General features: G+C 57.0%; 25 protein-coding genes. 14 read left to right on the top strand and 11 right to left on the bottom strand.

The features are described 5' to 3' along the window. Positions 1-80 precede the first annotated feature (80 nt). Entirely contained in the window at positions 81-1,073 is a 993-nt protein-coding gene (gene ftrA, locus WFN75_RS06240) for a transcriptional regulator FtrA (protein WP_040075772.1), read from the bottom strand. A 68-nt stretch (positions 1,074-1,141) separates the two neighbouring features. Here ftrA and WFN75_RS06245 point away from each other — a divergent pair, with 68 nt between their 5' ends. The 8 genes from WFN75_RS06245 to zinT all read left to right on the top strand — a co-directional run bounded on the left by WFN75_RS06245 (position 1,142) and on the right by zinT (position 9,156). After that, positions 1,142-1,540, top strand: coding sequence for a rhodanese-like domain-containing protein (locus WFN75_RS06245; protein ID WP_046885591.1), 399 nt, complete (start codon positions 1,142-1,144; stop codon positions 1,538-1,540). Between the two features lie 162 nt (positions 1,541-1,702). Continuing rightward, positions 1,703-2,806, top strand: a complete 1,104-nt coding sequence (locus WFN75_RS06250) for a cobalamin-independent methionine synthase II family protein (RefSeq protein WP_040075769.1) — start codon at positions 1,703-1,705, stop codon at positions 2,804-2,806. A gap of 197 nt (positions 2,807-3,003) precedes the next feature. Then, a complete protein-coding gene (gene urtA, locus WFN75_RS06255; RefSeq protein ID WP_207291783.1) occupies positions 3,004-4,275 on the top strand; it encodes an urea ABC transporter substrate-binding protein in 1,272 nt (423 codons plus the stop codon). 17 nt (positions 4,276-4,292) lie between these two features. Further along, positions 4,293-5,867: an urea ABC transporter permease subunit UrtB gene (urtB, locus tag WFN75_RS06260; protein WP_336995824.1), complete on the top strand. Its 1,575-nt coding sequence runs from the start codon at positions 4,293-4,295 to the stop codon at positions 5,865-5,867. Continuing rightward, positions 5,867-6,940, top strand: coding sequence for an urea ABC transporter permease subunit UrtC (gene urtC / locus WFN75_RS06265; protein WP_336995825.1), 1,074 nt, complete (start codon positions 5,867-5,869; stop codon positions 6,938-6,940). Before urtB ends, urtC begins: the two co-directional genes overlap by 1 nt. Beyond that, complete coding sequence (urtD, locus tag WFN75_RS06270) at positions 6,940-7,737, top strand: urea ABC transporter ATP-binding protein UrtD (RefSeq protein WP_207291781.1); 798 nt, start codon at positions 6,940-6,942, stop codon at positions 7,735-7,737. The genes urtC and urtD overlap by 1 nt, the downstream gene beginning before the upstream one ends. A gap of 10 nt (positions 7,738-7,747) precedes the next feature. After that, positions 7,748-8,446, top strand: a complete 699-nt coding sequence (gene urtE / locus WFN75_RS06275) for an urea ABC transporter ATP-binding subunit UrtE (RefSeq protein WP_336995826.1) — start codon at positions 7,748-7,750, stop codon at positions 8,444-8,446. Positions 8,447-8,514: 68 nt separating this feature from the next. Continuing rightward, positions 8,515-9,156, top strand: coding sequence for a metal-binding protein ZinT (zinT, locus tag WFN75_RS06280; RefSeq protein ID WP_207291779.1), 642 nt, complete (start codon positions 8,515-8,517; stop codon positions 9,154-9,156). A gap of 33 nt (positions 9,157-9,189) precedes the next feature. On the opposite strand, the gene ydeE is transcribed toward zinT, so the two are convergent. Beyond that, on the bottom strand, positions 9,190-10,386 hold the full coding sequence (ydeE, locus tag WFN75_RS06285) for an efflux MFS transporter YdeE (protein ID WP_046885598.1): 1,197 nt from the start codon (positions 10,384-10,386) through the stop codon (positions 9,190-9,192). A 193-nt stretch (positions 10,387-10,579) separates the two neighbouring features. Between ydeE and eamA the strand changes: the two genes are divergently transcribed. Further along, a complete protein-coding gene (eamA, locus tag WFN75_RS06290) occupies positions 10,580-11,479 on the top strand; it encodes an O-acetylserine/cysteine exporter (RefSeq protein WP_046885599.1) in 900 nt (299 codons plus the stop codon). Positions 11,480-11,512: 33 nt separating this feature from the next. Here eamA and marB read toward each other — a convergent pair whose 3' ends face one another. From marB to marR, 3 genes are read right to left on the bottom strand one after another with little or no spacing between them, the layout of a single operon-like run. Beyond that, positions 11,513-11,728, bottom strand: coding sequence for a multiple antibiotic resistance protein MarB (gene marB, locus WFN75_RS06295; RefSeq protein WP_046885600.1), 216 nt, complete (start codon positions 11,726-11,728; stop codon positions 11,513-11,515). 28 nt (positions 11,729-11,756) lie between these two features. After that, positions 11,757-12,140, bottom strand: a complete 384-nt coding sequence (gene marA / locus WFN75_RS06300) for an MDR efflux pump AcrAB transcriptional activator MarA (protein WP_154298843.1) — start codon at positions 12,138-12,140, stop codon at positions 11,757-11,759. An 18-nt stretch (positions 12,141-12,158) separates the two neighbouring features. After that, on the bottom strand, positions 12,159-12,593 hold the full coding sequence (marR, locus tag WFN75_RS06305) for a multiple antibiotic resistance transcriptional regulator MarR (protein ID WP_046885601.1): 435 nt from the start codon (positions 12,591-12,593) through the stop codon (positions 12,159-12,161). A gap of 257 nt (positions 12,594-12,850) precedes the next feature. Between marR and WFN75_RS06310 the strand changes: the two genes are divergently transcribed. Then, on the top strand, positions 12,851-13,516 hold the full coding sequence (locus tag WFN75_RS06310) for a MarC family NAAT transporter (RefSeq protein WP_040075757.1): 666 nt from the start codon (positions 12,851-12,853) through the stop codon (positions 13,514-13,516). A gap of 29 nt (positions 13,517-13,545) precedes the next feature. Here the strand turns inward: WFN75_RS06310 and WFN75_RS06315 are convergent, their stop codons facing one another. Beyond that, positions 13,546-14,742 (bottom strand): sugar transporter, encoded by a 1,197-nt coding sequence (locus WFN75_RS06315; RefSeq protein ID WP_207291777.1) that lies wholly within the window; start codon positions 14,740-14,742, stop codon positions 13,546-13,548. Between the two features lie 175 nt (positions 14,743-14,917). Between WFN75_RS06315 and WFN75_RS06320 the strand changes: the two genes are divergently transcribed. From WFN75_RS06320 to nadS, 4 genes are all read left to right on the top strand, one after another. Next, positions 14,918-15,709, top strand: coding sequence for a PhzF family phenazine biosynthesis protein (locus WFN75_RS06320; protein ID WP_336995827.1), 792 nt, complete (start codon positions 14,918-14,920; stop codon positions 15,707-15,709). 15 nt (positions 15,710-15,724) lie between these two features. Beyond that, positions 15,725-16,516, top strand: a complete 792-nt coding sequence (locus WFN75_RS06325) for a PhzF family phenazine biosynthesis protein (RefSeq protein WP_336995828.1) — start codon at positions 15,725-15,727, stop codon at positions 16,514-16,516. Between the two features lie 173 nt (positions 16,517-16,689). Beyond that, on the top strand, positions 16,690-17,022 hold the full coding sequence (locus WFN75_RS06330; RefSeq protein WP_040075751.1) for a type II toxin-antitoxin system RelE/ParE family toxin: 333 nt from the start codon (positions 16,690-16,692) through the stop codon (positions 17,020-17,022). 1 nt (position 17,023) lies between these two features. Beyond that, the gene (gene nadS, locus WFN75_RS06335; RefSeq protein WP_336995829.1) at positions 17,024-17,308 is read left to right on the top strand and encodes a NadS family protein; all 285 of its coding nucleotides are present in this window, start codon (positions 17,024-17,026) and stop codon (positions 17,306-17,308) included. 37 nt (positions 17,309-17,345) lie between these two features. Here nadS and WFN75_RS06340 read toward each other — a convergent pair whose 3' ends face one another. From WFN75_RS06340 to WFN75_RS06360, 5 genes are all read right to left on the bottom strand, one after another. Continuing rightward, positions 17,346-18,023, bottom strand: a complete 678-nt coding sequence (locus tag WFN75_RS06340; RefSeq protein WP_327061755.1) for an SDR family NAD(P)-dependent oxidoreductase — start codon at positions 18,021-18,023, stop codon at positions 17,346-17,348. Between the two features lies 1 nt (position 18,024). Then, positions 18,025-18,495 carry a YhcH/YjgK/YiaL family protein gene (locus WFN75_RS06345; RefSeq protein WP_286781925.1) on the bottom strand — a complete coding sequence of 157 codons (471 nt, stop codon included), beginning with the start codon at positions 18,493-18,495 and terminating at the stop codon, positions 18,025-18,027. Continuing rightward, positions 18,492-19,661 (bottom strand): sialidase family protein, encoded by a 1,170-nt coding sequence (locus WFN75_RS06350; RefSeq protein WP_263617765.1) that lies wholly within the window; start codon positions 19,659-19,661, stop codon positions 18,492-18,494. The genes WFN75_RS06345 and WFN75_RS06350 overlap by 4 nt, the downstream gene beginning before the upstream one ends. Before the next feature lies 1 nt (position 19,662). After that, positions 19,663-21,075 carry a sodium:solute symporter family protein gene (locus tag WFN75_RS06355; protein WP_040075745.1) on the bottom strand — a complete coding sequence of 471 codons (1,413 nt, stop codon included), beginning with the start codon at positions 21,073-21,075 and terminating at the stop codon, positions 19,663-19,665. A 76-nt stretch (positions 21,076-21,151) separates the two neighbouring features. Next, the gene (locus WFN75_RS06360) at positions 21,152-22,036 is read right to left on the bottom strand and encodes a dihydrodipicolinate synthase family protein (protein WP_263617764.1); all 885 of its coding nucleotides are present in this window, start codon (positions 22,034-22,036) and stop codon (positions 21,152-21,154) included. Positions 22,037-22,049: the final 13 nt, after the last annotated feature.

The raw sequence follows: 22,049 nt of genomic DNA on the forward strand, positions 1-22,049 counted from the left end.
GGGAACGTAGATACCAAAACACAAAATCTATCCATGCAAGCATTTACCGCCAGTCTCTGGCGGTTTTTTTTTGCCTGCTTTCACGAGCAGAACTGTTTGCGGTACTGGGCAGGCGACAGGGCAAAGTGCTGTCGGAAGTGATGGCGCAACGTAGCGGTATTACCGAAGCCCGTCTGTTCGGCGATACGGTCAATACTGAGGCGGCTGTTCTCCAGAAACTCTTTGGCGCGGGTCAGGCGTTCATTCAGCAGCCAGCGGGCAGGGGTGGTACCGGTCGCCTCCTGAAAACGTCGCAGAAACGTACGCTGGCTCATCCCAACGCGCTGGGCGAGGGAGCCCACCGTATGCCCCAGGGTCAGATGTTGATGCAGGTAATCGAATAACTGCCCCAGCCGTTGGCTTTCACGCAGTTGTGCCACCGGGCGACTGAGCTGCTGGGTCTGAGAACCATCGCGATGGGGCGGGATCACCAGGCGGCGCGCGACCTGATTAGCCGCCTCCATGCCATAATCACGTCGTACCACGTGCAGGCACAGATCAATACCCGCAGCGCTCCCTGCGGACGTCAGCAGTTGCCCCTCGTCCTGATACAGCACATCTTCCACCACGTTAATGCGCGGAAAGCGGCTCTTCAGGGTTTGGGTATAGCGCCAGTGCGTGGTTGCGCGCTGGCCATTCAGTAGCCCCGCAGCGGCCAGCACAAAGACGCCTGAGCAAATAGAGAGCAGATGACAGCCTCGCTGCTGCGCCTGTTGCAGGGCTTCGCACAGCGCTGACGGCACCGGGCTCTCTACGCCACGCCAGCCAGGAACGATAATCAAATCCGCCTCCTGCAGCAGCGACAGGTCACCATCGGCGACCATGCGGATCCCGCCCGTAGCCCGCAGCTCGCCGCCATCCACAGATGCCACGGCAAAGCGATACCAGTTCTCGCCCATTTCCGGGCGCGGCAGGCCGAAGATCTCCACCGCCACGCCAAACTCAAAAGTACAGAGGCCGTCATAGGCCAGTGCCACCACACGCGGGCGCGCAATATGTCTTAAGTTTGTCATCTTTTTGCTGTTTTCTGGCATAGGTGCTGGCATTCACAGGCATCGTCTCTCGTTACTCTAGTGTTAACACAGACACACAGGAGAAAGCCATGAGTTATGTTACCGAGTTCCCCGTCGCCGAGCCGCAAGAAGCGGTCGCCCATTTTCTGCGTCGCCTGAGCGTAGAGACCGACTGCGCGGATGTGCACCATGCCCTGAGCAGTGGTCAGCAGGATTTCGTGTTACTGCACGTCGTCGGGCAGGCGGCGCATTTTGCCCATCGCCACCTGCCGGGTGCCATCCATTTACCCTGGTCGCAAATCACCGCCGAAAAGATGGCTCAGTGGCCGGAGGGTACGCTGTTCGTCGTTTACTGTGCCGGGCCGCATTGTAACGGAGCCGATCGCGCGGCGCTGAAACTCGCCCGGCTGGGACTGCCGGTAAAGATCATGCTGGGGGGGATCACCGGCTGGGAGGATGAAAATTTCGCCTTCGCCAGCGGCGACTGAGTGCAACATGAATTTTATTCAACACACATGAATTTTTCTCGTTTGCCGTGGCGGGTCGCATGTGACATCTTTTTTGGACATTTAGACATCCAGAAGTCTAAAGATTCATAAGATGAATTATCACTGTCGGCAATCATCTGCCGACAGATAAAGGAGAAAAGCATGCAGCGACATAACGCCCCATACCGCGCCGACGTAGTTGGCAGTTTCTTACGCCCTGACGCCATTAAAGAAGCGCGGGTGAAATTTGCCAACGGTGAGATTGATGCCAGCGCGCTGCGTGCCATTGAGAATGACGCCATCCGCCATGTTGTTGAGCAGCAGTGCGCCTGCGGCCTGCACGTAGTGACAGATGGTGAATTCCGTCGCGCCTGGTGGCACTTCGATTTCTTTGACGGTCTGCAGGGTGTGGAGCGTTACGATTCCAGCCAGGGTATTCAGTTCAACGGCGTGCAGACTAAAGCCCACGGCGTGCGGGTTACCGGCAAACTGGGCTTTGGCGCGCACCCAATGCTGGAAGATTTCCGCTACCTGAAAAGCATTAGCGGTGAAGCGCAGCCAAAAATGACCATCCCCAGCCCGAGCGTGCTGCACTTCCGCGGCGGTCGCAAAGATATCGATGCCACCGTCTATCCTGAACTGGATGCCTATTTTGACGATCTGGCCACCACCTGGCGCGATGCGATCCACGCCTTCTATGAAGCAGGCTGCCGCTATCTGCAACTGGATGACACCGTCTGGGCCTATCTCTGCTCCGACGACCAGCGTCGGCAGATCATCGAGCGCGGTGACGATCCCGAGCAACTGGCCCGTACCTATGCGCGTGTTCTGAACAAAGCGCTGGAGGGCAAGCCCGACGACCTCACCATCGGCCTGCACGTTTGTCGCGGTAACTTCCGTTCAACCTGGATCTCGGAGGGCGGCTACGAGCCGGTGGCCGAAGTTCTGTTTGGCACGGTGAACGTTGACGCTTTCTTCCTGGAGTACGATAACGATCGCAGCGGCGATTTTGCCCCCCTTCGTTTCGTCCGTCCGGGCAAGCAGCAGGTTGTGCTGGGTCTGATTACGACCAAAAACGGCGAGCTGGAGAACCCAGAAGGGGTGAAAGCGCGTCTGGAAGAGGCGAGCCAGTATGTGGCTAAAGAGCAGATCTGCCTCAGCCCGCAGTGCGGGTTTGCATCAACGGAAGAGGGCAATAGCCTGACCGAAGCACAACAGTGGGACAAGGTTCGCCTGGTCACCCGCATCGCCAGCGAAGTCTGGTAAAAAATGAGGCACAGCGTTGCACTTATTTAATGCAACGCTGTGCCGCTGCACCATCTCCCTCCGTTAAACCTCGCTAAACCCGCCCGCTGTCAACCTGGCATCCTTTTTGCTCATTCACTTCTGAACTGATGTTTTGCTCTTTCTACGTCCTGTCGTCGCGGACGATTTCGCACAGCTTTCTTTTCAGGAGTGAAAATATGCACCGTCGTACCTTAATAAAAGCTTTTGCTCTCTCCGCCTCTGTGGTGGCCATGGGGATGAGTTTCAGCGTTCAGGCCGCTGAAACGATCAAAGTCGGCATCATGCACTCACTCTCCGGCACGATGGCTATTTCTGAAACGCCGCTGAAGGACGTGGCGTTAATGACTATTGATGAAATTAACGCCAAAGGGGGCGTACTGGGCAAAAAGCTGGAGCCGGTGGTGGTGGATCCCGCCTCGAACTGGCCGCTATTTGCTGAAAAAGCGCGCCAGCTGCTGAGCCAGGATAAGGTTGCCGCGGTGTTCGGCTGCTGGACCTCGGTCTCGCGTAAATCGGTTCTGCCGGTATTTGAAGAGCTGAACGGCCTGCTTTTCTATCCGGTCCAGTACGAAGGGGAAGAGATGTCGCCGAACGTTTTCTACACCGGCGCGGCACCTAACCAGCAGGCGATCCCGGCGGTGGAGTATCTGTTGGGTGAAGATGGCGGCAGCGCGAAGCGCTTCTTCCTGCTGGGCACCGACTACGTCTATCCACGCACCACTAACAAAATCCTGCGCGCTTATCTGCACTCGAAAGGGGTTCAGGATAAAGATATTGAAGAGGTCTATACGCCCTTTGGTCACAGCGACTACCAGACCATCGTCTCCAGTATCAAAAAATTCGCCGCTGGCGGCAAAACCGCAGTGGTCTCTACCATTAACGGCGATTCTAACGTTCCCTTCTATAAAGAGCTGGCGAACCAGGGGGTAAAAGCCACCGACGTGCCGGTCGTCGCCTTCTCGGTCGGGGAAGAAGAGCTGCGCGGTATCGACACCAAACCGCTGGTGGGGAATCTGGCCGCCTGGAACTATTTCGAATCGGTCGATAACGCTGACAACCAGCAGTTTGTGGCCGCGTATAAAGCCTACGCCAAAGCGCATAAGCTGCCGAACGCCGATACCGTGGTGACCAATGACCCGATGGAAGCCACCTATGTGGGGATCCATATGTGGGCTCAGGCGGTTGAGAAGGCCGGTACCACCGACGTGGATAAAGTGCGTGCCGCTATGGCGGGCCAGTCCTTTAAAGCGCCGTCTGGCTTCACCCTGACCATGGATGAAACCAACCACCACCTGCATAAGCCAGTGATGATCGGTGAGATCGAAGATAACGGTCAGTTCAACGTGGTCTGGCAGACCGATGCCACGGTGCGCGCTCAGCCATGGAGCCCGTTTATCGCCGGTAACGATAAAAAACCCGACACCCCTATCAAAACCGCCAGTAACTAAGTTCAGGGAGATCAGCCATGAGCATGCTGCGCTTACTCGTCGCCATCATGTGGCTTGCCGGGCTGGTGCCAGGGATGGCGCAGGCAACGGACGCCGATACCTTTGTTGCCGCCAGCCGCAGCCAGCAGGCGGTACTGCTCGGGGAGTGGGCGACAACGCCGGACCCCGCCAGGCTGCCGCTGTTGCAGGCACTGCAACAGGAGAATCTTTACGGCGATGCAAAGAAACACGCCTTTACCCGCCACAACGGGCGCTATGACACCCTGGGCAGCGCCGCGACGCCGCAGGGACAGCCTAAGGCGGTGCGGCTGACTAACCGTCTGCGTATTGCCGCCGCCACCGCGCTGGCAACCCATCAGCTTATCAGTGACAACGTCACGTATCGTCTTGCTGCGGCAAAGCTGCTGCAGCGGGACGCCCAGCCCGCGATGCTGGGTTTTATGCAGCAGCGGCTGAACGCGGAGCAAAACGAGGCGATACGCCAGGCGCTCAACCTGGCGATTGCCCGCCTGCAACTGTCCAGCCCGCAGGCAGAGGTGCGCCGCCAGGCCGTGACCGCGCTGGGTGAGGCGGACGACGCCGGGGCCCAGGCGCTGCTTACCCCCTACACGCAGGCGCAAACCGAACCCGATGACAGCGTACGCGCGGCGGCAAGCCACAGTCTGAAGCAGATTGAGCGTCGGCTGATGATAGGCGATCTTCTGGGCCAGGCTTTTATGGGGCTGTCACTCGGCTCCATTTTACTGCTGGCGGCGCTCGGGCTGGCGATCACCTATGGCCTGCTGGGGGTGATCAATATGGCGCATGGCGAAATGCTGATGCTGGGCGCGTACGCCACCTGGATTGTGCAGCAGGCGATGGCGCAATTCACGCCTCAGTGGCTGGCGCTCTATCCGCTGGTGGCGCTGCCGGTCGCCTTTCTGCTAACTGCCGGGATTGGGATGGCGCTGGAGCGCACGGTGATCCGCCATCTGTATGGCCGTCCGCTGGAGACGCTGCTCGCCACCTGGGGCATCAGCCTGATGCTGATCCAGCTGGTGCGTATGGGTTTTGGGGCGCAAAACCTTGAAGTCGCCAACCCCGGCTGGCTCTCCGGCGGGGTACAGGTTTTTGCCAACCTGATATTGCCGTGGAACCGCATTGTCGTGCTGGTGTTTGTCATGATGGTGCTGTTCTTCACCTGGCTGGTGCTGAACAAAACGCGTCTCGGGCTGAACGTCCGGGCAGTCACGCAAAACCGCAATATGGCCGCCTGCTGCGGGGTGCCTACCGGGCGGGTCGATATGCTGGCGTTTGGCCTCGGTTCCGGCATTGCCGGGCTGGGCGGCGTGGCGCTGTCGCAGCTGGGCAACGTCGGTCCGGAGTTGGGTCAGGGCTATATCATCGACTCCTTCCTGGTGGTTGTGCTCGGGGGCGTCGGACAGCTGGCAGGTAGCGTCGCGGCCGCATTTGGGCTGGGTATCTTCAATAAAATTCTGGAGCCGCAGATGGGCGCCGTGCTGGGCAAAATACTCATCCTGGTGGCGATTATTCTGTTTATTCAGAAACGGCCGCAGGGTCTGTTTGCACTGAAAGGGAGGGTAATTGACTAATGAGCCAGCCACTGACATTAACCCTGGCGCGCAAAGCGCCACGTACCGCACCGATTGTCGGGAGTCTGCTATTGGCGGCGCTCCTGGTGCTGCCCTTTCTGGCGCTCTTGCCGGCCACCCATCCGCTGGCAGTATCGACCTGGATGTTGACCCTGATTGGCAAAATTCTCTGCTACGCCATCGTAGCGGTGGCCCTCGATCTGGTCTGGGGTTACGCGGGCATGTTGTCGCTGGGGCACGGGATCTTCTTCGCCCTCGGCGGGTATGCCATGGGTATGTACCTGATGCGTCAGGCCTCGGGCGATGCGTTGCCCGCCTTTATGTCGTTTCTTTCCTGGAACGATTTACCTTGGTTCTGGTGGGGGACGCAGCACTTTGCGTGGGCGCTGGCGCTGATTGTTCTGGCTCCCGGTCTGCTGGCGCTGGTATTCGGCTGGTTTGCCTTCCGGTCAAAGATCAAAGGGGTCTATTTCTCGATCATGACTCAGGCGCTCACCTTTGCCGGAATGCTGCTCTTCTTTCGCAATGAGACCGGCTTTGGCGGCAACAACGGCTTCACCGGTTTTACCACGCTGCTGGGCTTCCCGGTCACCGCCATCTCGACGCGCATTACGCTGTTTCTTGCCACCGTGCTGCTGCTGGCCGCCTCGCTGGCTATCGGCTATGCGCTGGCGAAAAGCAAGTTTGGCCGCATTTTGACGGCGGTACGCGACGCGGAAAACCGCCTTACCTTCTGCGGTTACGATCCGCGCGGCTTTAAGCTGCTGGTCTGGACCCTCTCGGCCGTCCTCTGCGGGCTGGCAGGTGCGCTATATGTGCCGCAGGTGGGCATCATCAACCCCAGCGAAATGTCGCCCACAAACTCCATTGAGGCCGCCATCTGGGTGGCGCTGGGCGGGCGCGGCACGCTCATTGGCCCGGTGATCGGGGCGGCGCTGGTCAACGGAGCTAAAAGCGTCTTTACCGTGGCGATGCCGGAATACTGGCAGCTGTTCCTCGGCCTGATTTTCATCGCCGTCACGCTGTTCTTGCCGCGCGGCGTGATTGGCCTGTTACGTAAGGGAGAAAAATAATGCAGCCCGCCGAAACCCTCTTTACCCGCCAGCTGCCGGGGGATCGCTTCCGCGACCAGACCGACCCGGTCCTGCAGCTGGAAAACATTACCGTCAGCTTCGATGGCTTTAAAGCCCTGAGCGATCTCTCGCTCAATATTGGCGTGGGCGAGCTGCGCTGCGTAATCGGTCCCAACGGGGCGGGCAAAACCACGCTGATGGATGTGATTACTGGCAAAACGCGCCCCCAGAGCGGGCGGGCCATTTACGATCAATCGACCGATCTCACCACCCTTGAGCCGATGATGATTGCCCGTCAGGGGATCGGGCGTAAGTTTCAAAAACCGACGGTCTTCGAGGCGCTTACCGTCTGGCAAAACCTTGAGCTGGCGATGAAGGGCGATAAAACGGTCTGGGCCAGCCTGCGGGCGCGTCTGAGCAGCGAGCAGGGGGACCGCATCAATGAGATGCTGACTCTGCTGCGGCTGAGCGCCGAGCGGGATCGTCTGGCAGGGCTCCTTTCGCACGGGCAGAAACAGTTTCTGGAGATTGGCATGTTGCTGGTGCAGGATCCGCATCTCCTTTTGCTGGACGAACCCGCCGCCGGCATGACCGATGCGGAAACGGAATACACGGCCGAGCTGTTTCGCACACTCGCGGGGAAACACTCTCTGATGGTGGTAGAGCATGACATGGGGTTTGTTGAAACCATTGCCGATCACGTCACGGTGTTACATCAGGGGCGGGTCCTGGCGGAAGGATCGCTGCGTGACGTTCAGGCCAACGAACAGGTGATTGAAGTCTATCTTGGCCGCTAAGGAGCCAGCCATGCTACAGGTTAACGAACTGAATCAGTATTACGGCGGTAGTCATATCCTGCGCGGCGTGAGCTTCGAGGCGCAAACCGGAGAGGTGACCTGCCTGCTGGGGCGTAACGGGGTGGGGAAAACCACCTTGCTGAAATGCCTGATGGGGCTGGTGCCCGCCCGCACTGGCGAGGTTACCTGGCAGGGTAAAAAGATCACCAAAGCCTCGCCGCACCAGCGGGTACAGGCCGGGGTGGCCTATGTGCCGCAGGGAAGGGAGATCTTCCCCCGTCTCACGGTGGAAGAGAACCTGCTGCTGGGGTTATCGCGCTTTCCGGCGCGTGAAGCGAAGCGGGTGCCAGACGATATCTGGCAGCTTTTCCCCGTTCTGCAGGAGATGAAACACCGCCGCGGCGGCGATCTCTCCGGCGGGCAGCAGCAGCAACTGGCCATTGGCCGGGCGCTGGCCAGTCGGCCGCAGTTACTTATTCTGGATGAACCCACCGAGGGGATTCAGCCTTCGGTGATCAAAGAGATTGGCCAGGTGATCCGCGAGCTGGCGAATCGGGGAGATATGGCCATTTTACTGGTCGAGCAGTTTTATGATTTTGCCGCCGGGCTGGCGGACAGTTATCTGCTGATGTCGCGGGGGAGCATCATTCAGCGTGGCCGCGGCGAGAATATGGAGCAGGAGGGGGTACGCGGTCTGGTCGCCATTTAAAGGGCGTTGCGCCTGGTGATGTTATATTATAACATCCTCACTCTTAACAACGGAGTGAGGACAGAAGAGTGGCTGGACAGATTGGTAAACTTGCAATGACTTTGGGGGCGCTGTTGATGGGTGGCCAGGCCTGGGCCCATTCACACGGTCATCAGATGACCGAAGCGGAACAGAAAGCGGCGAACGGCGTATTTGACGATAAAGATGTGCAAGAGCGCCCGCTCTCCAACTGGGACGGCGTCTGGCAGTCGGTCTATCCGTTCCTGCTGAGCGGTGATTTAGACCCGGTATTCAAAAAGAAAGCGGAAAAAGAGAAGAGCAAATCTTTTGACGAGATTAAAGCCTATTACCGCACGGGTTATGCCACCGACGTAGAGACCATCGGAATTGAAAACAACGTGATGGAGTTCCACACCGGCAAGAACGTGAGCCGCTGTGAATACGTCTCTAACGGTTATAAAATCCTGACCTACGCTTCAGGTAAGAAGGGAGTGCGTTATCTGTTCGAGTGTAAGGATGCCAGCAGCAAGGCGCCAAAGTTCGTTCAGTTCAGTGACCACACCATTGGCCCGCGTCAGTCAGCCCATTTCCATATCTTTATGGGCAACACCTCGCATGAAGCGCTGCTGAAAGAGATGGATAACTGGCCAACCTACTATCCGAACGAGATGTACAAAGAGCAGGTGGTTGACGAGATGCTGCACCACTAATTTCTACAAGGCGAGGGGATCCTCGCCTCTGTTTTATACTGTCTCAGGAACGTCCCCCTGCCACGCCTTCACATTCATCCCTCGCAGGATCATCAGCCAGGCAATAACGATCGCCACCATCATGATGGCAAACAGCGACCAGTGCGGCAGATGGGTGAGGATAATTCCGGTGATCATGGGGTTAAAGGCTGCGCCCAGCCAGCCCAGCGCCTGTGCGGAAAAGTAGCTGGCCTTCATCCCCGGCGGCGCGATATTGTCGATCAACATATATTCCCCCGGGGCATAGATAATCTCGCCGACGGTAAAGATCGCCGCCGCCACGCCCCAGTAAATCAGGTTATTGCCCGACACCATAAAGCCTGCCAGCCCCAGCACGAAAAAGAGCGTCCCCAGAGTCATTAGCGGGCGGATATTTTTACCCGTCAGCTTACGGCCAATCAGGTATTGCAAAGAGACCACCATCGCCGCGTTGACCGGCAGGACCACCGCCACCACCTGTTGGGCAAAGTCGCTGTCGTAATCGGCGGCCAGGACGTACTGAGAGATACAGCTGGCGAAGGAGCCGCCCACGTAGGAGGCCAGCAGACCAGAGAGGGTATACCAGAACAGCGCCCGGTCTTTCAGCAGTATTGAAGGCTGCCAGGCGACGGGCGCGGATTCGCTGGTAGCGGCTTCGACACGCTGCACCCATAGCTGGATAAAGACCAGCGGCAGCGCAGCGCAGAGCGCCGCCAGCCAGAAGGGAAGTTGCAGGCTGTACATCACCAGCAGGGTGCCAATCGGCGGGCCGATGGTCCAGCCGATGTTAAGAAAGCTGTAATTGAGCGAGAAAATTTTCGCCTTTTGGCCTGGGGTAAGCACATCGGAAAACCAGGCCTTTAGCACGGTGGCGAAGACCGAGTAGGCGCAGTTAATCAGGGCAAAGAAGAGCACCACCAGGGTGACATTATCCACCAGCGGAATGGCGATAAAGCCGAAGATAAATGCCGTAATGGAGACCAGCATATAGCGCTTTTTATCGAACTTATCCGCGAGGATGCCAAACCCCATACTGAACACCACGCCGATCGTCAGGGCCACCGTCAGCGCATAACCGATATTCTCCACGCTCATCGCATAGACGCGGGTGAGGTAGATGGTCATGAAAGGTAAGGTCGCGCCGCGTCCAATTGTTAATAACAATGACGAAGCCAGCAGCGCTGCGGTTGAGCGCCTGAGTGATGGTTTCATTATTCCTGCCCGACAATTGCTTATGATTATTTTGTTGTGTCTTATCAGGATTAACACGGCATAAGCGGCTTGTATAGCACCTAATTTATCCCTAAGTGCTTCGCCTGACTGCCAGAATTAATGATCTGTTCTTCACGCTTTTTTTTCGCTACCTTGGTTCTCTTTACAAAAATTTAATAAACAGGGGCAGAGTATGACGCGTAAAGACGGGCTGCTGGCGTTACTGGTGGTGGTCGTATGGGGGCTCAATTTTGTGGTCATCAAAGTTGGGCTGCACAATATGCCGCCGCTGATGCTGGCCGGGCTGCGTTTTCTGCTGGTGGCCTTTCCCGCGCTCTTTTTTGTCGCTCGCCCGCAGGTGCCGTTTCGTCTGCTGCTGGGCTACGGCCTGACCATCAGCTTTGGACAGTTCGCCTTTCTCTTTTGCGCGATTAACTTCGGTATGCCAGCCGGACTCGCCTCGCTGGTCCTTCAGGCCCAGGCTTTCTTCACCATCATTCTGGGGGCCGTAACCTTTGGCGAACGGCTGCAGGGCAAACAGCTGGCAGGGATCACGCTCGCGGTCTTTGGCGTACTGGTACTGGTAGAGTCCAGCCTGAATGGCCAGCACGTAGCGTTACTGGGCTTTATGCTCACCCTGGCGGCCGCCTTTAGCTGGGCCTGCGGAAACATTTTCAATAAAAAAATCATGCTGCTGGCGTCGCGCCCGCCGGTAATGTCGCTGGTGGTATGGAGTGCGCTGATCCCCATTCTGCCCTTCATGGTTGCCTCCTGGCTGCTGGATGGCCCACAGGCGATGCTGCAAAGTCTGGTGAATATCGATCTCACCACCATTTTGTCGCTGGTCTACCTGGCGTTTGTCGCCACCATTGTCGGATACGGCATCTGGGGAACGCTGCTGGGACGCTATGAGACCTGGCGTGTGGCACCGCTGTCGCTGCTGGTTCCTGTGGTAGGGCTGGCTTCTGCGGCGCTGCTGCTGGACGAGAAGCTGAGTGCACTGCAACTGCTGGGGGCGGTATTGATTATGGCGGGGCTTTATATCAACGTCTTTGGGTTTCGCTTTCGCCGGGCGGCGCAGGTAAGGGGCTAAAAAAAAGCCCCGCAAGCGCGGGGCAAATACGAATTACAGGTCGTGGTTGTAGTACGGCACGCCTAATTCGTCGGATTTATCGCTGCCAGCGCCCATATGGTTAAAATCGAACGGCGACTGGTCATGTGCAGAAGGCAGGATCATCGCATCGCGATTATTCTGCTGCACAGCGCGGGGAGTTTGCTCCGCAAAGCTCTGGCCGGAGACCAGCACCAACAGGGTGAGGGCGGCGGAGATAAACAATTTCATGATTTCCTCGATACGTCTTGAAAGGCGATTAACAACTACAGTGGTTTAGCGGCATCAAATAACGAGATTCACCGTGCATGTTGGTGATGCGATACTTGTGCGGCGGCACGTCGAAATAGTTTTTAAACGTGCGGGTCAGGGTCTGTTGCGATTCAAACCCATAACGCTCCGCCAGATACAAAATCGGCTCGTTGCTCTCTTTCAGCTTCTGGGCGATTTCCGTTAACTTGCGGCTGCGGATGTATTGACCTAATGAATGGCCTGTCTCTTTTTTAAACATCCGTTGCAGGTGCCACTTGGAATAACCTGAACGCTCAGACACCTTCTCAAGTGAGAGCGGCGATTCCAGGTTATCTTCGATCCAGTCCAAAATGCTATGAATTGTAATAGCGTCAGTATTGCGTCTGGACATCGTCATACCTCTTTCTGTTTACGGCAGGATTTTCTTAAGCAAATGCTCAAGAGTTGCCACTTCATCCGCCGTTAAGTTTTTTGTTAGTTCCTGGTGTAATTCTTGCCCTACTAATTGATGACATTGCTCACACATTGCTGCGCCGTCGCTGGTCAACTGCACCAGTACGCCGCGTTTGTCATTCGGGTTAGGGCGTCTTTCAATCCATCCTTTGCAGACCAGTCGATCCATCATGCGCGTCAGGGCGCCAAGATCGACGGATAAGACCTTTTTGAGCTCAACCGGCGTGATACACCCTTCGCAACGCACAGAACAAAGGACTTTGAACTGGGTGGCAGTAATGTCCAGCGGCGACAAATAGTCATTGAGCAAGCGGTCTTTTTTTTGGTTAACCATATAGATAAGGCGACCCAGTGGGATAATTTCGTTGAAGAGATCACTGGTGCTTTTCACAATGGTTGCCCTGGCAAGTAGTTTAATCACGGCAGATATTATTGCTCAGGCAAGTATAAGTCAACTGAATGTATTCCCCGATGCCACGATTTGCTAAAACGTTTCATGAACTTTTTTTTAGCTTTTTCAAATCAATTACATAACTAAAGATTATTTATCACCGGGCGTAAATAGTCAGAATTGGCGCGCCGTAGCCTAAACCCGCTTTAACACCGTATACTTCCTGAGTTGATGAATGGAAAAGGATGACACGCACTATGGTAGAGCTCTTACAAGCCATCGGTCTTGGGCTGGTGGTCCTGCTGCCGCTGGCAAACCCGTTAACGACCGTGGCGCTCTTTCTCGGTCTTGCGGGGGACATGAACAGCGCGGAACGTAACCAACAGTCTCTGATGGCCTCGGTTTACGTCTTTGCAATCATGATGGTGGCTTACTACGCCGGACAGCTGGTGATGAACACCTTTGGGATCTCGATTCCTGGCCTGCGTATCGCCGGGGGCCTGATTGTGGCCTTTATCGGTTTCCGTATGCTCTTTCCGGCGCAAAAAGCGCACGACAGCCCGGAGGCAAGAAGCAAATCGGAAGAGCTGGAGGATAAACCTGGTGCAAATATCGCCTTTGTTCCCCTGGCGATGCCCAGTACGGCCGGGCCGGGTACCATCGCGATGATCATCAGTTCCGCCTCCACCGTGCGCGATAATACAACCTTTCCTGACTGGGTCATCATGGTGGCCCCACCGCTGATCTTTGCGCTGGTAGGCGTCATTTTATGGGCCAGCCTGCGCAGCTCGGGCGCCATTATGCGCTGGGTAGGTAAGGGCGGGATCGAGGCTATCTCGCGGCTGATGGGCTTCCTGCTGGTCTGTATGGGCGTGCAGTTCATCATTAACGGTGTGCTGGAAATTATTAAGACCTATCACTAATAAAAAGGGTGGCTTGAGCCACCCTTTTTTTATCCGTGTTGCGGCCGCTCTTCCAGCGAAACCGGCCACTTACGAAACACCAGCACTGACCAGATTAACGCCACCAGCGCCGGTATCGCCCCCAGGTAACCGATAGCGGACATCGAAAGATGCAGGCTGATCTGATTTCCAACCAGCGCGCCCGCACCAATGCCGATGTTAAAAATGCCGGAGAAGAGTGACATCGCCACGTCGGTGGCATCTGGCGCCAGCGCCAGCACTTTAACCTGCATGCCCAGGCCGATAATCATGATCGCCACGCCCCAGAAGATGCTCAGAATGGCAAGGTTCGACTCGCTCCCCGACGCCGGTAGCAGCAACAGCAGACACGCCAGCAGCAGGCCAATCGCGCCGCTAACCAGTAACGAGGCGTGGCGATTACCCAGCTTGCCAAACAACACACTGCCGACAATGCCCGCGCTACCCAATATCAGCAGCAGAACGGTGGCAAATCTGGCGCTAAAGCCGGCAACCGTCTGCACAAAAGGTTCGATGTAGCTATAAGCCGTGTAGTGGGCGGTCACCACGACAACGGTCAGCAAATAGATGCTCATCAGCGCCGGGCGACGGAAAAGCAGGGGCAGACTTTTCAGCGAGCCAGAGTGTTCGCTCGGCAGTTTTGGCAGTAATTTAATCAGACACAGCAGGGTGATCAGCGCGCCCATTCCGATGACAAAAAACGTGGTGCGCCAGCCAAAATATTGTCCTACGAGGCGGCCAATCGGCAGCCCAAGCACCATGGCCAACGCGGTGCCCGTTGCAAGCAGGCTCAACGCCTGAGCGCGTTTGCCCGCCGGGGCCAGACGAATGGCCAGCGAAGCAGTGATCGACCAGAAGATGGCATGTGCAAAGGCGATACCGATGCGGCTCACCACCAGCACGGTGAAATTCCACGCCAGAAACGACAGCACGTGACTGGCAATGAACAACACAAAAAGTGCAATCAGCAATTTACGCCGCTCCACCTGACTGGTGAGCAACATAAAGGGTAACGACATCATTGCCACCACCCACGCATAGATGGTCAGCATGATCCCGACCTGCGCGGTTTCCATGCCAAAGCTGCTGGCAATGTCGGAGAGCAGGCCAACGGGCACAAATTCGGTGGTGTTAAATATAAACGCTGCAATCGCAAGCGTAACCACCCGTAGCCACGCGACCCTGCGGGAATCAGTGTTGATTGTCATAATTTTGTCTGGGAATCGTTACGTAAAGAAGAGGAGGCGATCTTAAAACCATCGCTGGTGAAAAGACAATCATTTTGTGACGTAGATCTCAAAATCACCGTTAGAGAAAGGGTGGTGAAATCGGACAATTTCCATGAATATAGGATGCAACATCACATTAACAACCGGAAAAGCGATGCAGAAATATGATTATTATCTGGTAGATGCGTTCAGTGACGGCCCATTTAGCGGTAATCCTGCGGCGGTCTGTCCGCTACCAGACTGGCTGCCGGACGATACGCTCCTCAGGATGGCGCAAGAGCACAATCAGTCAGAAACGGCCTTCTTTGTCTGTCATAAAGAGGGCATCACGCTGCGCTGGTTTACCACCACCACGGAGGTGAATCTTTGCGGCCATGCGACGCTGGCGACGGCATATGTCCTGTTTAATGAACTGGGTTACCCCGATCCCCGCCTCCATTTTGAGACCGCCTCCGGCACGCTAACGGTGACCCGCGACGGCGACTGGCTCACGCTCGATTTCCCGGCCTGTCCGACAGAGAAGCAAACGCCGCCTCCGCAAATGCTGGCCGCGCTGGGGATTGAGCGCTACGTCGAGGCTCGTAAAGGCCGTGCCTGGGTCGTGGTGCTGGAAAATCGACAGCAGGTGGAAGCCGTTACTCCGAATATCAGCGCTATGATCCCCGGTGAACATAAAGTGTGTATTACCGCCCCGAGCGAGGGCGAGTATGACTTTGTCAGCCGTTTCTTTTCACCGGGCGTCGCACTCTGGGAAGATCCGGTCACCGGCTCGGCGCATACCATGCTTATCCCTTACTGGGCGGACAAGTTGGCTAAGACCACTCTGCTGGCGCGACAAGTCTCAGCCCGGGGCGGTGAGGTACGTTGTCAATTGAACGGCGATCGCGTCATGATGGGCGGGAAGGCGTCGCTGTATATGAAAGGGCAGCTGTTTATTCGTGAATAACAAAGGGGTAACCCAATGAAAGAAATTGCATTTTATCTGGTCGATGCGTTTAGCGATCGCGCTTTTAGTGGCAACCCTGCTGCCGTCTGTCCGCTGGAAAGCTGGCTGCCGGACGACATTCTGTTAAAGATGGCACAGCAGCATAACCAGTCCGAGACGGCCTTTTTTGTCCGCACGGACGCAGGCTTCGAGCTGCGCTGGTTTACCACCCAGGATGAGATTAACCTCTGCGGCCATGCGACGCTTGCCAGCGCGCACGTCATTTTTGAATACTTCGACTACCCGGCAACGGAGATCCTCTTTTCCACCCGCTTTGTTGGCGACCTGAAGGTCTCGCGTAACGGCGACTGGCTCACGCTGGACTTCCCGGCCTGGAGCAGCGACGCGGTCGACAATCCACCCGCGCTGCTGTTTAGTGCGCTCGGTATTCCGGCGTCCAGCGCGGTGCGCGTCGGGCGTGATTATATGGTCGTGCTGGAAAACCAGCAGCAGGTTGAATCCCTGACCCCGGCTATCGAGGCGCTGAAACCGCTGGGTAAAATGGTGTGCGTTACTGCGCCAGGCGATGAAGTGGATTTCGTTAGCCGCTTCTTCTGCCCGGGCGAATCGGTGGCAGAAGACCCGGTCACCGGCTCCGCGCACAGTATGCTGATCCCCTGGTGGAGTGAGCAACTCGGCAAAACCCAAATGACCGCACGTCAGGTTTCCGCCCGCGGCGGCGATCTGCGCTGTGAACTCAAGGGAGACCGCGTGCTGATGAGCGGCCAGGCGGCGCTTTATTTGAAAGGCACGGTGTTTCTTCGCTAACATCCCGCGGGCGGCGTGAAATTCCGCCCGCGTTAAAAGCAGCCAATCCCCCTCCCAACGTTTTCCCGGAAAGCGCCTCGCAGTTTTAAGCACGCTTGTTCGCGTTCTTTTTTTGAAGGTGTACAGTGTACATGCAAATGGTGTACTGTGTACATGACAAGGAGCGTACGCGAATGACTCACGCGATAGAATTTATCGAGACTCGAACATTCACTCGACAGATAAAAGCGATTGCCACCGATGATGAGCTAAAAAATTTGCAAAAAGCCCTCATCGAATATCCCGACCGGGGCGATGTTATTGAAAACACTGGGGGCTTACGCAAGATCAGGATGGCGCTCGGTTCGCAGGGGAAACGTGGATGCGCCCGGGTGATCTACTTTATTGCTAACGTTGAAGTTATTTGGTTCCTGATGGCTTACCTGAAAAGTGAGAAGGAGAGTCTCACTGACGCGGAAAAAGCAGAACTAAAGAAATTAACCAAATTGCTGAAAAATGAGGTATGACATGAGCTTTTATAACGACCTGAAATCTTCTCTTGAAGAGGCGGTCGATATCAAGAATGGGGTAACTGAACCCGCTCGAGTAACCCGCTATGAGATCGCAGATGTCAGGGCCATCAGAGCGCAGTTAAATGTTTCTCAGGCGGAAATGGCAAAAGCGCTGGGCACCAGCGTCGATACCATTAAAAGCTGGGAGTCCAAAAGACGTAATCCTACCGGGCTGGCAGCAAAAGTGCTGGCGGCGATTCAGGCCGATCCGGCGTTTTACGCGCTTCTCGCTGCGTATTAAAGAATAAAGCCTGCATCCGCAGGCTTTTTTAATGACCTTAACCCAGCGACGCCCCACCGCAGAGCACCCACTCCTGACCGGTGATCGGGGCCGCTTCCTCACTCAGTAGAAAATTCACCGCAGCGGCCACCTCCTGAGGAAGGATCAAGCGACCCATGGGGGGGACCCTGGGTGGGGAAGAGACGCGTCCGGGGTCGCTAAGCATCGGCGTCTGGGTCGCGCCGGGCGCGACCACATTGGCGGTGATACCCCGTGGCGCCAGTTCCGCCGCCCAGCTGCGAATCATCCCTACCAGCGCGGCTTTGGTGGCGACATACTGCGAGCGGCCCGCGGCACCCCGGGAGGTCCGGCTGCCGATAGCAACCAGCCGTCCACCGGGACGCATTTGCGGTACAAAGTGGTTAAAAAGTTGCTCGGCAGCATGGACATGCAGGCTCCAGAGCCGGGCGCTGATGGCCGGATCCAGCTCGCCGAGCGGGGCGGCAGCCATCATCCCGGCTGCGTGGACGATCGCCTGCGGTACAGGCAGGGTAGCGAGTGCGGCGGCAAGCGCGTTGCTGTCGCTAAGATCCACGCTCACGCAGCGATAGTTCGCATGATCCAGGGGTAAAGCGCGCCGGCTCAGGCCGATAACCTGCCAGCCTTCATCAAGCAGGCGATGCACAATGGCTTCGCCGATTCCTGAGCTTGCACCCGTTACGATGGCACTGGGCATGTCACACCTCCAGCAGGGCGCGCGGCACCTTGAATACCGCTTTGCGCACGGTCATGGATTCGTCTAAGGCGCACAACGCCTGATGCGGCTCGCCGGGCAGAAATACTGCAAAAGCACCGGGAGTTAACCTGATGCTGACCGGGAGCGCAGCGCCGGTGGCGATAAAGAGATCCGGTTTGCGCTCTTCATCCTGCGGCTGCGCCAGCGACTGCATACCTGCGTTGATCATCTCGCTGCCAGCCAGCATAACCTGAATATCCGCCCACTGGTGATGATACTCCGTATGGCGCTGGGTCTGCGGCTGGGTCTGCGCCGGGCCGATATGGCAAAACCATGCGCAACCTTCCGGCTGCCAGCGGCCGTCGTCCCGGGCCGCAAGCGCCGCCAGGGTGCAGTCAGCGCGCGTCAGGATGGACAGCAGCGCGGTGGGGAGCCCTGCCAGCGGCAGGGCGTTCAGATGGCCGATGATCACTGTGATGACTCCTTAACCCATTCAGGCGAGACACGCACATATTTGATCGCCTGACGGAAATAGGTGTAAGCGATGTGTAGCGTGCCGTCGGCACCCTGTTTAATACTGGGGTAGGAGAACTCGCGGTTCAGCTTCTCCAGCGAGTTATTCGTCATGCAGTAGCCATCGCCTTCATCAAGATTGCGCTGCCACGCCCAGCTCTTTCCGCCGTCGGCCGATATGGCTACCGTCATCGGTGCGCGCGGGGCACCCCAGAAGGCGGTGCGTTCTCCGGTCACTTCTGGCTCTTTACGGTCATCACCATCGTCGATCTCGTCATACAGTGAGGCGCGACGCTCCAGCGCTCCGGCTGCGCTCATGTGGTTGAACACCAGCGCCAGCTCACCGCTGGCAAGGGTGGTGACCTGGATAGAGGAGTTATTGTTCGGCAGCGCCGTGGGTTCCGGTACAGACCAGCTTTCGCCCTGATCCTGCGACTGGCTGATATAGATATGATCCGCCCAGCGGCTACGGTAGAGCGCCACCAGATGCCCATTTTTCAGCGGCGTAATGTTCATATGGACGCAGCCCAGGCTTTGCGGCACCTCGACATCGCGCCAGCTTTTCCCCCGATCGGTAGAGATTTTCACCGCGCTAATATCATCGTTTCCGACCCATTTCTCGCCCGGTCGGGTGCGGCAATAAAAGACCGGCAGCAGCCAGTTACCGTTTTCGAGAACGGTGATGGGCTGGCGGATAAAGGTACCCGGTTTATCCAGCAGAGTAGCAATCTCACCCCAGGTTTGGCCAAGATCATGAGACTGGCGGTAACGCACAATGGCGGTATCCTGGTTACCGGAGATCTGCGCGGTCCACAGCAGCCACAGTACGTTGTCCGGCGCGAGGAACAGCACCGGGTTCTGCTCGGAGCGGCTGGCATCGTCAGAGAGCTTTACCGCCTCGCTCCACTGGTTGCTACCGGGAGCCAGGCGAGACCCCCACACAGAAATATCAGCAATCCCTTCCTGGGTGCCGCCGAACCAGACGCACATCAGCGTGCCATCCGGCAGGGGCAGCAGGTTGGCGGCATGGTTCTGCGGACAAGAAGAGGGCAGCATGGCCGTTTCCACGCGGGCATCCTGCGGCTGCGGGCGAACAATCCCGTCACGGGTTACGGTTACAGACATATCAGACTCCATTATGTTGAACAGGGGCAGGCGCTTTGCGATCCGCTTTATTGGGGATCAAACGGTCGAGAACCATAATCACCGCCGGGGTGACCAGCGCAATATACATATTGTTAATCCCAAACGGATCGCCCAGCAGATACCAGACCGAGGTGACTACGCAGGCGCCAATCAGCCCGGCATTCGCCCCGCGGGCGCTCTTAAAGAACGGGGCGTAGAAGGCGATGATGGCCACAACCGTAATCGACAGACGAATAGCGCGAGTAAAGAACGACAGCTTCAGGACTTCCGGCACCAGCAGCACAAAGATTAACGGTAGGAAGCCAATCAACAACGACAGCCAGCGGGTCGCTTTAAACTCCTGCTCCGGGGTCGGGTTGCGGTAGGGCACGTAGAAATCTTTTACTACCAGCGAGGCGATAGCGAGCGCCACGGTGCTGACGCTGACAAAGATGGAGGCAACAAGTGACGTTGTCACCAGTCCCGCCAGCCACGGATTCATGTCCTGCAGGAAGATAGGCATTGCGTACAGGCTGTTAATCTCCGGATGCAGGTACTTCGCCGCCACGCCAATTACCGCAATCGCCAGCGCGATGGGCAGGCAGAAGAAGAAGGCGATCCAGGTGGAACGTTTAGCTGACTTCACATCTTTCGTGGAGGAAATGGCCTGAATCACGAACTGGGTACAGAAAATGGAGCCGATGGTGCCAATCAGCCAGGCGACAATGGTGCTGGCGCCGATATTGCCGTCCCAGGTCCAGTAGTAAGATGGCATCTGTTCAATCATGGGGGTAAAGCCGCCGGTTTTAGACAAGGCGAAGCCCATAATCACCAGGATACCGAAATACTTCAGGGCGCTGTGCAGCAGGGTCACCCACGCCACCCCCTTCATGCCGCCAAAAGCGAAATAGAAGGTACTGACGATGGCGGTGATAAAGGCGGCAACAGGCAAGTTCACCTTCAGTACCGTCGAAATCGCCGCCGCGCCGCTCACGTAGTTACCCACGTTCACCAGCAGCAGGGCGTAGATCATAATGATGGAGATAATGTTTTTGGTGCTGGTGCCGTATTTTTCGGCAATCGCCCCGGAGATGGTGATCTTGCCGGTGCTGTAGATGCGTTTCACCAGCAGCAGCCCAAACAGCGGGAAGCCGATAGCCGCGCCAATCACTGACCAGGAAGCGGCAAAGCCATCTTCAAACGCCGCCTGTGCGGTACCGATCGTGGATTTCGCACCAATGTATTCCGACATCAGCAGGATCCCGACGATAAACGCCGGCATCGCGCGCGAGCCTTCCATAAAATCACCGGTGTTTTTACTGCGTAACCGGAACGTCAGCCAGGTAGTAAACAGAATGTAGACAATCACAATGCCTACGATGATGAGGGTATCTTCAGCGGTAAAGTTGTTCATCTTAGCCTCTCTTCAGGGCGTATGAATCCTGGGCGCAGAGGGCACCCGAATTCTTATGGACGAAAGCAAACGCCGGTTACTGCAGTGACTTCGTCACTATCTGGCGGATCTGTTCTGTTTGTTGCGCATCGAAAGCCACCGCGTAGCGGCTCTCTCCCACCTCTTCACCCATGACCTGCAGCGCTTTTTTCACGGCCGCAGGCGAAAAAGCGACGCTGTACAGACGGGTACGTAGATCGGTCACGCTCTCCTGGGCCTGCCGCGAGCCCGCGATATCCCCGGCACGAAAACGCGCCCAGATGGCATTGATCTCGTTCGGCGCCACGTTCGCCAGGCCAGAAATACAGGCGGAGCATCCCTCAACAAAGCCCTGATGAATGAGCGAATCCGGGCCATTCAGCACGTCAAAACCGTCAATATCTTCAACGGCTTTCAGAAAACCGCTCAGGCTCTCATGGCTCCCCGCGCTGTCTTTAATACCGATGATATTGGGGTGGGCGGCCAGCGCCCGGGCCGTCTCAGGCGCGATGGTGTTGCCGGTTCGCGCCGGGATGTTGTAGAGGAACACCGGTACGTTCAGCGCATTGGCAATGGTGGTGTAGTGGGCGATCAATTCAGCCTGGGTGAGCGGAACGAACCACGGGGTGATAACGGAGACCGCGTCCACCCCCAGCGCCTCGACCTGTTTACCCAGACGAATCGTTGCCCGGGTCGAAATTTCGCCAATATGTGCCACCACCGGTGCGCGCCCGGCCACCTCTTCCACGCAGGTGCGGGTGACGGCCACTTTTTCCTCTTCGGTCAGCACAAAGAACTCTCCGTTAGTACCGCCACAAAAGATGCCGTTGCCCGCCGCCAGCTGACGCTGGATCTGACGTTTTAGTCCCGGCAGGTGCAACGCCCCGTCGTCGGTGAAGGGGGTGACGATCGCCGTCAGCACGCCCTCAATGTTGTTACGCATTACACACTCCTTT

It is taken from the genome of Leclercia sp. UBA7405 (assembly GCF_037152215.1).
Classification (GTDB): domain Bacteria; phylum Pseudomonadota; class Gammaproteobacteria; order Enterobacterales; family Enterobacteriaceae; genus Enterobacter; species Enterobacter pneumoniae.